This window comes from Acinetobacter suaedae (assembly GCF_008630915.1).
GTDB classification, from domain to species: domain Bacteria; phylum Pseudomonadota; class Gammaproteobacteria; order Pseudomonadales; family Moraxellaceae; genus Acinetobacter; species Acinetobacter suaedae.
On record NZ_CP043909.1, the window covers coordinates 1,462,063 to 1,476,902 of the forward strand.

General features: G+C 40.2%; 11 protein-coding genes. 3 read left to right on the plus strand and 8 right to left on the minus strand.

The genetic code is table 11. The features are described from left to right. Window positions 1-122 precede the first annotated feature (122 nt). Together F2A31_RS06840 and F2A31_RS06845 are read right to left on the minus strand one after the other, a co-directional pair. Window positions 123-1,190: an asparaginase gene (locus F2A31_RS06840; RefSeq protein WP_150025742.1), complete on the minus strand. Its 1,068-nt coding sequence runs from the start codon at window positions 1,188-1,190 to the stop codon at window positions 123-125. Window positions 1,191-1,529: 339 nt separating this feature from the next. Then, complete coding sequence (locus F2A31_RS06845; RefSeq protein ID WP_150025743.1) at window positions 1,530-2,765, minus strand: pyridoxal phosphate-dependent aminotransferase; 1,236 nt, start codon at window positions 2,763-2,765, stop codon at window positions 1,530-1,532. 154 nt (window positions 2,766-2,919) lie between these two features. On the opposite strand from F2A31_RS06845, the gene msrB reads away from it, so the two are divergent. Beyond that, window positions 2,920-3,339: a peptide-methionine (R)-S-oxide reductase MsrB gene (gene msrB / locus F2A31_RS06850; protein ID WP_150025744.1), complete on the plus strand. Its 420-nt coding sequence runs from the start codon at window positions 2,920-2,922 to the stop codon at window positions 3,337-3,339. After that, on the plus strand, window positions 3,336-3,821 hold the full coding sequence (locus F2A31_RS06855; RefSeq protein ID WP_150025745.1) for a glutathione peroxidase: 486 nt from the start codon (window positions 3,336-3,338) through the stop codon (window positions 3,819-3,821). Before msrB ends, F2A31_RS06855 begins: the two co-directional genes overlap by 4 nt. Before the next feature lie 54 nt (window positions 3,822-3,875). On the opposite strand, the gene F2A31_RS06860 is transcribed toward F2A31_RS06855, so the two are convergent. The 3 genes from F2A31_RS06860 to F2A31_RS06870 all read right to left on the minus strand — a co-directional run bounded on the left by F2A31_RS06860 (window position 3,876) and on the right by F2A31_RS06870 (window position 8,827). After that, entirely contained in the window at window positions 3,876-7,019 is a 3,144-nt protein-coding gene (locus tag F2A31_RS06860) for an efflux RND transporter permease subunit (RefSeq protein ID WP_150025746.1), read from the minus strand. 1 nt (window position 7,020) lies between these two features. Continuing rightward, window positions 7,021-8,211 carry an efflux RND transporter periplasmic adaptor subunit gene (locus F2A31_RS06865; RefSeq protein WP_150025747.1) on the minus strand — a complete coding sequence of 397 codons (1,191 nt, stop codon included), beginning with the start codon at window positions 8,209-8,211 and terminating at the stop codon, window positions 7,021-7,023. A 163-nt stretch (window positions 8,212-8,374) separates the two neighbouring features. After that, window positions 8,375-8,827 carry an Lrp/AsnC family transcriptional regulator gene (locus F2A31_RS06870; RefSeq protein ID WP_150025748.1) on the minus strand — a complete coding sequence of 151 codons (453 nt, stop codon included), beginning with the start codon at window positions 8,825-8,827 and terminating at the stop codon, window positions 8,375-8,377. Between the two features lie 151 nt (window positions 8,828-8,978). Here F2A31_RS06870 and F2A31_RS06875 point away from each other — a divergent pair, with 151 nt between their 5' ends. After that, complete coding sequence (locus tag F2A31_RS06875) at window positions 8,979-9,596, plus strand: LysE family translocator (RefSeq protein WP_150025749.1); 618 nt, start codon at window positions 8,979-8,981, stop codon at window positions 9,594-9,596. A gap of 54 nt (window positions 9,597-9,650) precedes the next feature. On the opposite strand, the gene dapC is transcribed toward F2A31_RS06875, so the two are convergent. From dapC to purT, 3 genes are all read right to left on the minus strand, one after another. Next, on the minus strand, window positions 9,651-10,820 hold the full coding sequence (gene dapC, locus F2A31_RS06880) for a succinyldiaminopimelate transaminase (RefSeq protein ID WP_150025750.1): 1,170 nt from the start codon (window positions 10,818-10,820) through the stop codon (window positions 9,651-9,653). A gap of 80 nt (window positions 10,821-10,900) precedes the next feature. Further along, on the minus strand, window positions 10,901-13,567 hold the full coding sequence (gene glnD / locus F2A31_RS06885; RefSeq protein ID WP_150025751.1) for a [protein-PII] uridylyltransferase: 2,667 nt from the start codon (window positions 13,565-13,567) through the stop codon (window positions 10,901-10,903). Between the two features lie 54 nt (window positions 13,568-13,621). Next, the gene (gene purT / locus F2A31_RS06890; protein ID WP_171490644.1) at window positions 13,622-14,839 is read right to left on the minus strand and encodes a formate-dependent phosphoribosylglycinamide formyltransferase; all 1,218 of its coding nucleotides are present in this window, start codon (window positions 14,837-14,839) and stop codon (window positions 13,622-13,624) included. Window position 14,840: the final 1 nt, after the last annotated feature.

Here is a 14,840-nt window from a genome sequence, read left to right on the forward strand (position 1 = left end):
ATGGCTGTTGTCTAATATTTTTGCAATAAGATCATATCTGCTTTGTATTCGACTCAGAAACTAAAAAACCGATGTATATGCGATTTGATCATATACATCGGTTTAAGTGCTATGGACGTAAATTAATACTCCCAGAACATCCGTTGAATTTCTTTAGCGTCATTGGTTTTCGTAAGTGCCAATGCTGCGAGAATGCGTGCTTTTTGTGGATCAAGATCATGTGCAGCCACCCAACCATATTGATCATCAGGTTGTTCAGCATTACGTAAAACAAAACCTTGAGCAACACGAGAAGAACGGATAATTTGAATACCGTTATCATTGTGTAGTTGTTGTAAGGTTGGAACTAAATATTTTGCAACTGAACCATTACCTGTACCCGCATTGATAATTGCTTTCGCTCCTGCTTTTGCATAAGCAAGATACGCATCAGGTTTCATTGAGTCTGAACCATATACGATTTGAACAACTGGTAATTGTTCACCTTTAATATTTTCAATATTAAATTCTGATGCTTTCGTGTGTCGTTTAATACTGTTTCTAAACCAATATGGTTTTCCTTCAACAACAGTTCCTAAAGCTCCCCACTGGCTTACAAAGGCATTGGTATGGATATTAATCCCTTTGGTTACATCCCGTGCAGCAAATATTGAGTCATTCATCAGTACTAGTACACCTTTATTTTTTGCCTCATCAGATGAAGCAAGGGCAACGGCACTATATAGATTAAGTGGACCGTCAGCAGAAAGTGCTGTAGATGGGCGCATTGAACCTACTAAAACAATGGGTTTGTCAGTATGAATAACTAAGTTCAAAAAGAATGCTGTTTCTTCAAGTGTGTCAGAACCATGTGTAATCACGATACCATTCACAGATGGTTTCTTGACTAAATCATTGACTTGGCGTGCTAGCGATAAAAGTTCTTTATCGGTAATGTTCTCGGATGCAATTTGTAGAGCTTGAACGCCGCTTACATTTGCTAAGTCTTTAATTTGAGGAACTGAATTAATTAATGTTTCTACAGGAACTTTCGCTGCTGTATAGGTTGCGCTATTGGTCGAGCTAGCGCCTGCACCTGCTATCGTACCGCCAGTCGCCATAATAACGACATTATTTTTCGCATATAATGAAACTGAGGCCGCAAGTAGGGTACACGCTAATCCTAATGATTTAACCGTTTTAATCATCAATCACAATCCTGTTTTTTAGTTTTCCGTCGAAGTGCTATGTCAAATCCGACATGACATCGGGGGCTATTATTTGAAGTTTTAGTACCTAAATCATTGGCAAATTATTTTTTATTAGACGTGTCTTCAAGGTGGAAATTGGCTCATGCAGATGTTTTATGAGTCTCAAAGAAGTTTAATAATGGTTTTTATTAAAATAATATATATCAATTATTTATATTTAATGTGATCTTGTTTTTATATTAATGCTCTATCTTGGTGCAATTTTATGTAATGACAGACGAACTATTCTAAAAATAAAAAAAGCAATGTCTAGTAAAGACATTGCTTTAATTTTTTTCCTTAACGACGTGTGGCTAGGAAGCGCCCTAAGCGGTTAATTGCTTCACGAAGCTCATTTTCTGCCGGTAAAAATACCACACGGAAATGATCAGGTGTTGGCCAGTTGAACCCTGTACCTTGCACGAGCAAAACTTTTTCTGCTTTCAATAAATCAAGCATTAAAGCCTCATCATCATCAATCGCATATACAGTTGGATCAAGTCTTGGGAAGCAGTACATTGCACCTTCTGGTTTGACACAACTTACGCCAGGGATTTCGTTTAGCATCTCCCAAGCAATATTTCGTTGCTCATACAGGCGACCACCTGGACGTATTAAGTCATTGATCGATTGATAACCACCCAAAGCTGTTTGAATCGCATATTGAGCTTGATGGTTCGCACATAGACGCATCGAAGCCAACATGTCTAGACCTTCGATATAATCAGCAGCACGGGCCTTGTTACCTGTAATCGCCATCCAACCAGCACGATAACCTGCGATACGATATGCTTTAGATAGACCGTTAAAAGATATGCACAGTTGATCGCCAGCTAGTGCAGCAAGTGAAACATGTTCTATTCCATCGTAGATCACTTTGTCATAGATTTCGTCAGCAAATAGAATCAAATCATATTTTTTTGCTAAAGCGACAATTTGTGCCAATACATGGCGCGGATAAACTGAGCCTGTTGGATTATTTGGATTAATCACCACGATCCCACGGGTATTCGGTGTGATTTTACTTTCCATATCTGCAATATCAGGATACCAGTAGTTTTCCTCATCACATTTGTAGTGGATTGCTGTGCCACCAGAAAGGTTGACTGCCGCTGTCCATAAAGGATAATCAGGCATTGGAACTAGCATTTCATCTCCGTCATCTAGCAAGCCTTGCATTGCCATAACGATGAGTTCTGAAACACCATTTCCGACATACACATCGTTGACGTGCATATCAAAAATACCTTTTTGCTGGTAGTACTGGCAGATTGCCTTACGTGCAGGGAAAATACCTTTAGAATCGGTGTAACCAATCGCATTTGGTAAGTTTAAAGCAACGTCATTGATAATCTCTTGAGGTGCTTCAAAACCAAATGGTGCAGGGTTACCGATATTGAGCTTAATAATTTTATGCCCTTGCTCTTCCATCTCATTGGCGGCTCGTAACACAGGTCCACGAATGTCGTAGCAAACATGCTCGAGCTTAGATGATTTCTTAATTTCTCGTGGCGTAGTGTTACTGATAACGGACATAATTCCATCCAATGTTTTGTAAGTTAAGAAAAAATAGATTACCGAAAACGCACAATCTATTTTGAAATTTCGCTAGAAATTTATCAAGGACTAGCGTAAATATGGAAAGCATGAAGCATGACATTGAATCTCATAGATTTAAAGGAGTTTTTTCATGGGAAAAGTCAATAAAACTGACCGAGAATGGCAAAGAGAGTTATCGCCAGAAGAATATCGCATTACTCGTAAAAAGGGTACTGAGCCTGCATTTACTGGACAATATTGGAATAGTAAACAAAAAGGGATTTATGTATGTCGTTGCTGTGGTGCGAAATTATTTTCTTCTGAAACTAAATATGACAGCGGCTCTGGTTGGCCGAGTTTTTATCGACCGATCGATAATTTAGCCATAGAGGAGCGTGATGATTCTTCGCATGGCATGGTTCGAACAGAAATTGTTTGTCATGATTGCGATGCACATTTAGGGCATGTATTTGAGGATGGCCCAGAACCGACTGGATTACGCTATTGTGTAAATTCAGCATCATTACAACTTAAAACAGAAGAAAAGAACGACGAGGAAACTTATCCATGAGTAACATTTATCAGTTTGAAGCTGAGTTGTTAGAGGGAGAAATAAAAGCACTTTCTGATTATAAAGGAAAAGTGATGCTGATCGTAAATACAGCAAGTAAGTGTGGTTTTACACCACAATTTGCGGGGCTTGAGAAACTTTATGAAAAATATAAATCTCAAGGCTTAGAAGTTTTGGGTTTTCCATGCAATCAATTTGGTGGACAAGATCCTGGTACCAATAAGGAAATAGGTGTTTTTTGCCAGCGTAACTACGGTGTAAGTTTTCCAATGTTTGCCAAGGTAGATGTCAAAGGCCCTGAAGCACATGTGATCTTCCGTTTCTTAACTCGTGAGGCAAAAGGTATTTTAGGCAGTCGTAATATCAAATGGAATTTCACCAAGTTCTTAGTTGGACGCAATGGTGAGGTTTTGGGTCGTTACGCACCGACAACTAAACCTGAAGCTTTGGAAGCCGATATAGAAAAAGCATTAGCAAAGTAAGGAATATTTTTACTAATAAAAAAGACGGTAATGAAACCGTCTTTTTTATTAATCTTACAGGGAAGATTCTGATGGTACATGCTTATTCTTTTTAAAGTTAAAAAATTTCTGGTGAATATCATCAATAAATGTGTAAACCACAGGAATAACCAATAAGGATAAGAATGTACTGGTAATCAATCCGCCAATCACGGAAATTGCCATAGGAGAACGGAAACTCGGATCGGTTCCAATACCTAAAGCAATAGGCAACATTCCAGCACCCATTGCCAATGTGGTCATGATAATTGGTCGTGCGCGCTTATGGCAGGCATCGAGTAAGGCATTAAAACGTGAGTAACTCTTTTCATTACGTGCAATGATAGCGTAATCGACCAATAAAATGGAATTCTTACTTGCGATGCCCATTAGCATGATTAATCCAATTAGACTCGGCATGGAAAAGCTACTTTGGGCTAAAAGTAGTAAGACGAAAGCGCCGCCTAATGACAATGGTAATGCTACTAAAATGGTGATCGGCTGTAAGAAATCTTTAAATAAAAGTACTAACACCACATAGATACACAATACGCCTGTTAGCATGGCGAGACCAAAGCTAGAAAATAACTCTTGCATAACTTCTGCATCACCAATGTTAGTGCGTGTCACGCTCGGTGGCAGATTTTGCATGGTCGGTAATTGGTCAACTTGGGCTGCAATATCACCTAAGGGTTGATTGTTAAGTTCAATATTTAAATTGATATTACGCATACGATTAAAGCGATCAATTTGCGAAGGACCACTTTCAATATTGACTTCAGCAATAGTGCCGAGCATGACTGGGCCACGACTACCTTTGACAATCAGACGTTTGATCAACTCTTGATCCTGTCGAGCTGATAAAGGAAGTTTAATGACTACAGGAACTTGCCGTTGTGATAAATTGAGTTTTGCCAAGTTTTGATCAAAGTCACCTGCAGTCGCAATCCGAAGTGTCTCAGCAATATCGTAGGTGGTAACCCCTAGATCAGCGGCTTTTGCAAAGTCAGGACGGATCACTAGTTCTGGGCGAATTAATGCAGCACTTGAACTTACACTACCGATATTTGGAATCGTACGTAACTCTCTTTCCAATTGTCGAGCTGTTGAAATCAGTGCTTCGGGATCATCACCTGAAAGAGCCAATTGATATTGACTGTTGTTTCCAGCGATGCCGACTTGAATCCTTGCACCAGGGAGAGGGGCAAGCTTTTGTCTGATTTCATCTTCGATTTGCTGAAGACTTGCACTACGACTTTTACGTTCAGTTGTTTGAATGGTTAAGGTTGCTTTACGTGGTTCAGTTGATGCACCACCGGAAAAGGGATCTGTACCTGCTGCACCGCCACCGATAGTGGTATATATACTTTTAATTTCAGGATGATCTTTAATTAAGTTGCGGGCGTATTCCGCAGTTTTTAATGTATCAGCAAATTGTGAACCCGGTGTTAACTCTAAACGGACTTGGGTTTGTCCAGTATCTGGAGGCGGAACGAAGCCAGTTGGAAGTAATGGAATAAGCATCAATGAACCGATAAAAAATAGGATTGCACCAAATAAGGTGATCCAGCGATGGCGAATACACCAAGTCACCAATCGCATATATCTGCGCATGACTTTCCCATCATTTTCTCGATCTTTGGCTAGTCCAGCTTCTCCTTGATCGTTTGCAGAGCCATTTTGTAATGGGTGATCAATTTTCCCCACCCAAGGTTTTAGAATATAGGCTGCCATCATTGGGGTTAGCAAACGGGCCACAAGTAATGATGCAAAAATAGCAAGTGATGCTGTCCACCCAAATTGCACAAAGAATTTACCCGCAATACCACTCATAAAGGCGGTTGGTAAAAAGACAGCAATCAAAGTAAATGTTGTTGCAATGACTGCTAGACCAATCTCGTCAGCAGCCTCCATTGCAGCTTCATACGGTGTCTTGCCCATCCTCAGATGACGAATAATATTTTCAATTTCAACAATCGCATCATCGACTAAGATGCCGACAACCAAAGACATGGCCAATAAGGTGACAATATTTAAGGTAAAACCTAGATAATACATGCCAATCATGGCAGGTAGAATTGAGAGTGGTAAGGCAGTTGCAGCAATAATTGTTGCGCGCCAATCACGCAAGAATAACCACACGACAAGTACAGCTAACAGGGCACCTTCATAAAGTAGTGCCATTGAACCTTTATAATTTTCTTCAACAGGCTGAACAAAGTTAAATGCCTCGGTGATTTCAAGATCTGGATGTGATGCTTTGAGTTTATCCAATGCAAGGATAACGCCTTTTTCAACATCAACTTCACTTGCGCCTTTACTACGCGTGATTTCAAAACCGATCACGGGTTTCCCATTTAATAGTGCAGCTGAGCGTCTCTCTGCAATACCATCATGAATCGTAGCAACTTGATCGAGACGGATGTGGCGACCGTCACTGAGTGCAATATCCATCGCACCAATTTCTGCGGCTGTCTGTACAGTAGCGATGGTGCGAATTGACTGTTCACTCCCACCAATTTTGGTTTGTCCGCCTGAGGCATCTTGTTGAAGTAAGCGCAATTGACGACTAATATCAGTGGCTGTTGCATTAAGTGCGAGTAATTTTTCAGGATCTAACTCAACTTCTACTTGTCGTGTGACACCACCAACACGTGATACTGCGCCAACTCCTTTCACTTGGAGCATGGCACGTGAAATGTCATAGTCGACAAACCATGAGAGTGCTTCCTCATCCATTTTGGGAGATTGGATGGTGTAAGTTAAGATGGGTGAGCCAGATAAATTAATTTTACTGACAATTGGATCTCTTAAATCCGCAGGTAAATCTGAGCGTACTTGTGAAACCGCATTTCGTACATCATCTACGGCTTCTTGGAGCGGTTTTTCTAGTTGGAATTCGGCTGTGATATTCACTATACCATCTTGAATATTGGTATATTGATTTCTAAGACCTTGTAAAGTTGCAATCGAGTTTTCAATTTTACGCGCCACTTCCGTTTCTAATTGTGGGGGAGCAGCACCCGGAAGTGCAGCCGTTACTGTGACCATTGGCAGCTCAATATCGGGGAATTGTTGTATTTTCATCCAGTGGAAACATAACAAACCCGCTAAACCCAGCATGATAAATAAGAGAATACTGGGAATCGGATTGCGAATCGACCAAGCAGAAACATTCATCTTAACGCTCCTGCTGAGTAACAAGTTTTTGACTAAGTGGTGTATCAGGAATTTCTTTTGCGATGCTTACGAGGTCTCCATCACTTAAAAAGCCTGTACCTGATGAAACCACTTTGACGTTTGCGGGTAAATCTAGAATCTCAACACGATTACCATAACGACGACCTATGGTTACTTTTTTCTGAGTGACACGACTATTACGATCTACAGTAAAGATATAAGCAAAACCATCACGGAGTAATAATGCACTTTGAGGCAGAGTGAGTGCCGATTTTTCTCCCAGATCAAATTCACCCTTAACAAACATACCCATACGAACAGCTTGTGTCGGAGGTAAATCGACATACACAATCCCATAGCGTGTTTGTGGGTCGACAACAGGTGCGATCATGCGCACTTTACCTTTGATTTTTGGTTGAGTTGGATCAGGAGAAATAATTTCTGCTGTCATACCTTGTTTGAGTTTATGGAGATCAGTCGTAGTTACTTCGGCGCGCCATTCTAAACGATGGTCTCTAATTAACCTGAATAATTCCTGTCCTGTTTGCGCCAAAGATCCGACAGTTGCACTACGAGCAGAAATTACGCCGTTATCAGGGGAAACCACTCTGGTTTGGGTTAGACGTAATTCATTACTTTCAATTTGTGCCTTAGCTGCATCCAAGCGAGCTTGGGCCGTCGCTTGAGAGGTTTGATATTGTGCAGACTCTTGAACTGATATAGCACCTGTATTTTTAAGTTGTTGAACACGTTTAAGATTAGCTGCTGCATCTGCAAGAACTGCTTGGGCTTCAGCATAACTGGCTTTGGCAGCTGCAAGATCAGCACGAATCGTATCGCTATTAATTTCGGCTAAAACCTGTCCACGTTTAACTTGATCTCCAACGTTGACATTGACCCGAGTGAGACGTTGACCTGATAACTCACTACCAATTACTACTTCTTGCCATGCAGCGACATTGCCATTGGCGGTAAAGCTTTGTTTCCAGTTTTGTAATACTGGTTCAACAACTGTTACCGTAAGAGCCGATTTTTTCTCAGTTTGTTCGGCAGATCTAAGCGGGTTGTCTGTTGTTGATTTTTTAGTAATCCCAGTAAACCTTAAGGCAATGAGAATAATGACCAAACCAACGATGATTGCAAATAAAAGCCAAACTTTTTTATTGGTTTTTTGAGAAGTTTGAGAAGCCATCTTTCCATAGTCATCAAATTGTGTGATGGCTAAGTATAGACCAAGATTTCAACAGATGGTCAAGTGTTCGATGATAGATTTCAGTCTTGCCAGTAAACATTAGTAGAGGACGGTTTCTTTACTCTATCTATATGATATTCATTCATTTTATGAGTTTTTGTGGTTAAAGTGGCAATAAACGATTAAATACCACGTTTTTCATGACAATTGTGGAGGTGAGGCGTTGTACGTTAGGTAGAGCTGACAGGCTGTCATCATATAACTTTTGAAAACTTGCTAGATCTTTGGTGACTACATGTAGGAGGTAATCTGGATTGCCAAATAGACGTTGAGCTTGCGTTACATTTGCAATTTCACTGACTTTTTCTTCGAAACTAGATAATGCCTTTTTGTCCCCATCTTTTAAAGTGACGAAAATAATTGCTGAAAAGTTCAAACCAATTTTGGATGCTTCCAAATCTGCATGATAGCCTTTGATAATTCCTGATTCTTCTAGTGCCTTCACACGACGATGACATGGAGATAGGCTGAGTCCAACTCTTTCTGCCAATTCAGTGATAGATAATCGTCCATTTGATTGTAGTTCAGCAATAATTTTCTTATCAATGCGATCCATTTAGAAGAAACTACCTTTTAATTTTAAATGTATAGAAGTAATTAGAATAACATTTTAATCATAAAAGCCTACTATCTCAAAGCAATATTTATCAATTGGTATAAATATCAAAGCTGAAAAATGACATGTTATTGAGGAATAGGGCTGCCTTATGGAATTAAGTGTGATATTCGCTTTTTGGAGTGTTTCAATTCTATTTGTGCTTACACCCGGTGCGGATTGGGCGTATGCGATTTTGGCAGGTATTGAGGGAAAGTTTGTTAGTACTGCCGTTACAGGATTGATTTTAGGGCATTTGATTGCAATTTTATGTGTTGCTGCAGGTGTAGGCTCACTCTTAAACCATTTTCCGATTCTTCTGACGGCAATGACAGTGTTAGGTGCGGGATATTTACTGTGGATGGGAGTTCATCTGTTATTGCAGCCAGCAACTATTTCACACACTGATGGACAAAATCAATCATTAGTGAATGCTAAAGCATGGTTGATTAAAGGTGTGGGGATTAGCGGTTTAAATCCTAAAGTACTGCTTTTGTTTTTTGCGTTGTTACCACCATTTATACATCCCAAAATGGCACTTTCTCCAACAGTACAAATCATGATGTTAGGTATGATTCATTTACTAAGTTGTGCTGTGGTGTATATGTCAGTGGGTGTAGCAGCAAAAAAATTATTGAGAACACGGCCAACAGCAGTAAAAATTGTGAGTCGTATTTCAGGTGGCTTGATGGTACTGATTGCTTTAATTTTAGTGGTCGGGCAAGTTTGAGAAAATGAAAATAGGAATCCATAAACAGATTATGGATTCCATTGGTCATCTAAATTAAAGAATTGATTTTAGTCGTTTGACCACTTCTTCACATTGTGCCAAATCTGCAACCAACGCCATTCGAACATGACCTTCGCCTGGGTTACCTTGTTCAGTATCTCGAGAAAGATAACGGCCTGGTAAAACTTTAATGTTGGCTTTTTCCATGAGCATTTTGGCAAAAGTTTCATCATTATCTACTTTTAACCAATAATAGAAGCCAGCATCTGGTTTTTGTAAAGGTAGCAGATGACCAAGCTCAGATTGGAATAAATCAAACTTAGCACGGTATTGTTGACGATTCTCTTCAACGTGTGCTTCGTCATTCCAAGCTGAAATGGATGCTAATTGATGCTGAACTGGCATTGCAGCGCCATGATAGGTGCGATATTGCAGATAAGGTTTTAATAAAGCTGCATCTCCAGCCACAAAACCAGAACGCATACCAGGCAAGTTGGAACGCTTAGAAAGTGAGTGAAATACGATGCAATTCTTGTAATCATCACGTCCCATTTCTGCGCAAACTTCTAATAGTCCAACAGGTGCTTGATCAAACCAAAGTTCCGAATAACATTCATCCGATGCAATCACAAAATTATATTGATCTGACAAAGTGATTAATTTTTTAAATTGGTCTTTTGACAGTACGGTTCCCGTTGGATTACCCGGTGTACACACAAACAATAATGCTGTTTTTTCCCAAACTTCAGCTGGGATGGCATCAAAATCGCCTAAATAGCCATTTTCTTCAGTGCAATTGATGAAATAAGGTTTAGCACCTGCAAGTAGTGCAGCGCCTTCGTATATTTGATAGAACGGATTTGGCATCACGATATAAGGTTGATCTTCACGTTTGATGAGTGATTGCACAAACGAAAAAATACCTTCACGCGTTCCAGAGACAGGCAGAATATGATCTTCTGCACTGATAATGTTCAATTTAAAACGGTTTGTTAGCCATTGTGCAATACTTTGGCGCAACTCTGGTAAGCCTTTACTATTTGGGTATGTAGATAAATGTGCGAAATTATCAATAATGGCTTGTTTAACGAACTCGGGTGCTGGATGTTTTGGCTCACCAATTGAGAGTGGAATCAATGGTAAGTTGGCAGGTTGCACATCTTTAAAAAGTTGATTTAACTTTTCAAAAGGATAAGGATGCAATAGAGACAAGCTTGAGTTCATTTAAACGTTACCAAAAGTAAGAATGAAAAGTTCCCCCTTTTGAAAAAGGGGATGCGGAGCTACAACTCCGCAAGGTGTTTTTAAGATGGATTACAAATTTGATTAGAAGCCTCATCCAATGCTGCTTTTAATGTTTCAGCAAAAGTCTTTACTTCTTCATCGGTGAGCAATACACCATTTTTCTTGGTGACAAAGAAAATATCTTCTGCGCGCTCACCAAGCGTTGCAATTTTGGCCGAATGTATATCTAAGCCTTGCAACATGAATAAGCCACCAATACGAGCCAGTAAACCCGGTTGATCAAGTGTGGAAATTTCAACCATATGCTGCTGTAAGGCTGGATTAAGTACAATATCAACCGTGTTTTGTATATCGAAATGACGTAAATGGCGCGGAATACGACGTTGCATGATGCCTGGATACTGATCTGGATGACTCAATGCTTCAACTAGGGCTGCCTTAACTTTGCATTCACGTTGGGGGTCTGTGAGTAATGTACCAAAACGATCGAGTACCAAGTAAGTATCCAAACTAAACGAGGTTGATGCAGTGATAATACGTGCATCTTGTACGTCTAGATTCATTCGGTCAAGTACAGCTACCGTTGTTGCAAATAAGTTCGGTTGATCGCGTGTATAAATAAAGATCTGAACCGCATCATCAGCAGCGTTACGGTGCGCACGGAGTAGAACCAAAGGTTCTGGATTATCACCATGTTGCAATATTGCTTGAGTGTGCCATGCGATTTCATTGGCAGACTCTTTCACAAAGTATTCGTCGCCAAGTTTTTGCCAAACTTTTTCAACTTCAGCGAGGGAGAAATCATTGACTAGTAATTCACTAGCAGCGAATTTAGTGTCTTCAATCAGCATTTGATAATCAACAGGGCGACCTAGACCAGAGCGAATTACATCGCGTGAATAAGTATAAAGTTGACGCATGAGCGAAGCACGCCAAGTATTCCAAAGTTTTGGATTAGTTGCATTGATATCTGCTACAGTTAGTGTATAGAGATAATCAAGATGCTCCATATCACCGACTTTTTCAGCAAACTCTTTTACTTCATCAGGGTCGGAAATATCTTTTTTCTGTGCAGTAAGTGACATGAGTAGGTGGTTATTGATCAACCATGCTACCAGTTTACACTCGCGTTCAGTAAAACCATGGGTGCGGCAAAATTCGATGGCATCGAGCGCACCGAGTTCACTATGATCACCACCACGCCCTTTTGCAATATCATGGAAAATTGCAGCCAGATAAACGATATCATGGCGTGCAATTCGTTGGAAGACGGAGCTTACAACAGGGAATTCTTTAGCAAATTCAGGTTCTTTAAAGCGACTTAAATTACGAAGCAGCAATAAGGTGTGTGCATCAACCGTATAAATATGGAATAAATCGTATTGCATTAAGCCTGTGATTTGTCCAAAAGCTGGAATGTAATTACCCAATACACCATAACGTTTCATTGAAACCATTGTTTCATATAAACGATGAGGTGATCGAATAATAGACATGAATAGTGCTTGATGGGCAGGATTGTCACGGAAACGTTGATCAATACGTTTTGCCGCAAGTACTAATAAACGTAAGGTACGTGCACGTATACCGGTAATTTCAGGTCGATTTGCCAGTAAATAGAATAATTCTAAAATAGCACTCGGTTCTTCTGAAAACACTTTGTGATGTTGTACTGCTAATTTGCCATCTACGATTTTAAAACGTTCATTAATATCGATAATATGACGTTCATAGTCTGGTAGACGAGGGGTAATCACGGATTCATTGAAATACGCCAGTAGCATTTCATTCAGGGTTGAGACCTGTTGCGCTGTGCGATAATAACGCTTCATGAATTGTTCAACTGCAAAGTTTACAGGTTGACCTTCTTCTCGCACATAACCAAATTTTGCAGCAATATCTCGCTGATATTCAAACAATAAACGGTTTTCATCACGTTTGGCGAGGCGATGTAAATGGGTGCGAATTTCCCACAAAAAGCTTTCCGCTTCTTCTAATACAGCTAGTTCGAACTCAGTAATAAAACCAAGATGTACAAGATCATAAATACGGTTTACACGGAAATGACGTTTTGCAATCCAACCAATTTGATTAATATCTCGAATACCACCGGGTGCATTTTTAATATCAGGTTCTAGATTACTTTCTGTATTGTTATGTTGAGCATAGCGTTTTGCTTGTTCTTGCATTTTTGCATCATAGAACGTTTGATCCGTCCATGTTTGCGCAACAATTCGACGAGGCCATTTTGCAAGTTGTTCATTGCCGGTAATTAAACGAGCCTCAATCAATGTTGTTGCAACGGTTAAGTCATTACTCGCTTGTTCAACACAGTTTTGAATGGTGCGGACACTAATGCCCGGTTTGAAGTTGCCGACATCCCAAAGTGATGAAATAAATGTGGAAATAAGTTTCTCTTGATCTTCACTTATTTCATCTTCAGATAGAATCATGATATCCGTATCGGAATACGGAAGCATCTCATGGCGACCATAACCACCAACAGCAAATAAACCCAATTCAGTTTGATCTAATCCAGCATGATTCCAAAGGAATATAAGTGCTTCATCGATAGAATTTGATCTTGCTTTGATGACATCACGAATCGACTGACCATTTTCATAGCTCTCTTGTAACTGCTTTTCTACATCTGTTCGCCATTGATTAATAGCTTGAATGTCATGATGACTGGTCACGTAGTTTAGCAATGGAGATGTATTGATCATGAAAATGGGTCTTCTATCAAAGTCCCTCTTGATTGCAAGAGGGGTTAGGATTGTTTAAGCGTTTGTTTCTACACTCACTTGGTCAGCTGCTTGTTGTGCTAACTCACGTGCCAAATCTGTGGTTTCAGCACGTGCAGTCGCCACGCCCATGCGACGACGTTTAAAGCCTTCTGGTTTACCAAATAGACGCAAGTCCGTGTTCGGGTTTGCTAAAGCAAGATTTACGCCAGAGAAGCTTAAGTTATTTGCATCGACACCCGCATAAATCACTGCGCTCGCTGCGGTACTATGACGTGCTGTATTCACAGGTAAACCTAAGATTGCACGCGCATGTAACTCAAATTCACTTTGAAATTGAGAAGCTAAAGTTACAAGACCTGTATCATGTGGACGAGGAGATACCTCACTAAACCAGACTTGATCACCTTTGATGAATAGCTCTACACCAAAAATGCCACAGCCACCCAATGCTGTTGTGACTTTATTGGCAATACGTTTTGACTCTTGTAATGCAGTAGCTGTCATCGGTTGAGGTTGCCAACTTTCTACATAGTCACCAGCATCTTGACGGTGACCGATTGGATCACAGTAATGGGTCTCGATTTCACCTGTTTCAGGATTTTTAGCGCGTACGGTCAGTAAGGTAATCTCAAAATCGAAATCAATTTGCGATTCAACAATAACTGTGCCTTGATTGACACGTCCACCTTGCATTGCATATTCCCATGCAGCATCAACTTCATTGAAGTTTTTAACGCGAGACTGACCTTTACCAGATGAAGACATTACTGGTTTTACAAAGTTTGGATAGCCAATATCATCACAGGCAGCGCGGAAGCTTTCAAGGGTGTTGGCAAAACGATAAGCGGAAGTTGGTAAACCAAGTTCCTCTGCTGCTAAACGACGAATACCTTCTCGGTTCATGGTCAAATTAACGGCTTTTGCAGAAGGAATTACAGTTGCAGTTTGGCTTTGTTCAATCTCAACGAGCACTTCAGTTGCAATCGCTTCGATTTCAGGGACAATTAAATTAGGTTGAATTTTTTTGATGAGTTTTTTTAATTCAGCAGGATCAGCCATATTGAGCGTATAAGCGTAATGCGCTACTTGCATTGCAGGTGCATGATCATAGCGATCGGCAGCATGGACTTCGACACCTAAGCGTTGTAGAGAAATAACAACTTCTTTACCTAGCTCTCCAGAACCTAACAGTAAAACCTTAAATGCAGAAGATTGAAGTGGAGTTCCTAGAGTGACGCTCATGCGAATAATC

Excerpts from the sequence above, each read along its gene's own strand:
- glnD (WP_150025751.1), bottom strand. The coding sequence starts at position 13,567 with ATGATCAATACATCTCCATTGCTAAACTACGTGACCAGTCATCATGAC.
- F2A31_RS06845 (WP_150025743.1), bottom strand. The coding sequence starts at position 2,765 with ATGTCCGTTATCAGTAACACTACGCCACGAGAAATTAAGAAATCATCT.
- F2A31_RS06875 (WP_150025749.1), top strand. The coding sequence starts at position 8,979 with ATGGAATTAAGTGTGATATTCGCTTTTTGGAGTGTTTCAATTCTATTT.
- F2A31_RS06870 (WP_150025748.1), bottom strand. The coding sequence starts at position 8,827 with ATGGATCGCATTGATAAGAAAATTATTGCTGAACTACAATCAAATGGA.
- F2A31_RS06865 (WP_150025747.1), bottom strand. The coding sequence starts at position 8,211 with ATGGCTTCTCAAACTTCTCAAAAAACCAATAAAAAAGTTTGGCTTTTA.
- msrB (WP_150025744.1), top strand. The coding sequence starts at position 2,920 with ATGGGAAAAGTCAATAAAACTGACCGAGAATGGCAAAGAGAGTTATCG.
- dapC (WP_150025750.1), bottom strand. The coding sequence starts at position 10,820 with ATGAACTCAAGCTTGTCTCTATTGCATCCTTATCCTTTTGAAAAGTTA.
- F2A31_RS06855 (WP_150025745.1), top strand. The coding sequence starts at position 3,336 with ATGAGTAACATTTATCAGTTTGAAGCTGAGTTGTTAGAGGGAGAAATA.
- F2A31_RS06860 (WP_150025746.1), bottom strand. The coding sequence starts at position 7,019 with ATGAATGTTTCTGCTTGGTCGATTCGCAATCCGATTCCCAGTATTCTC.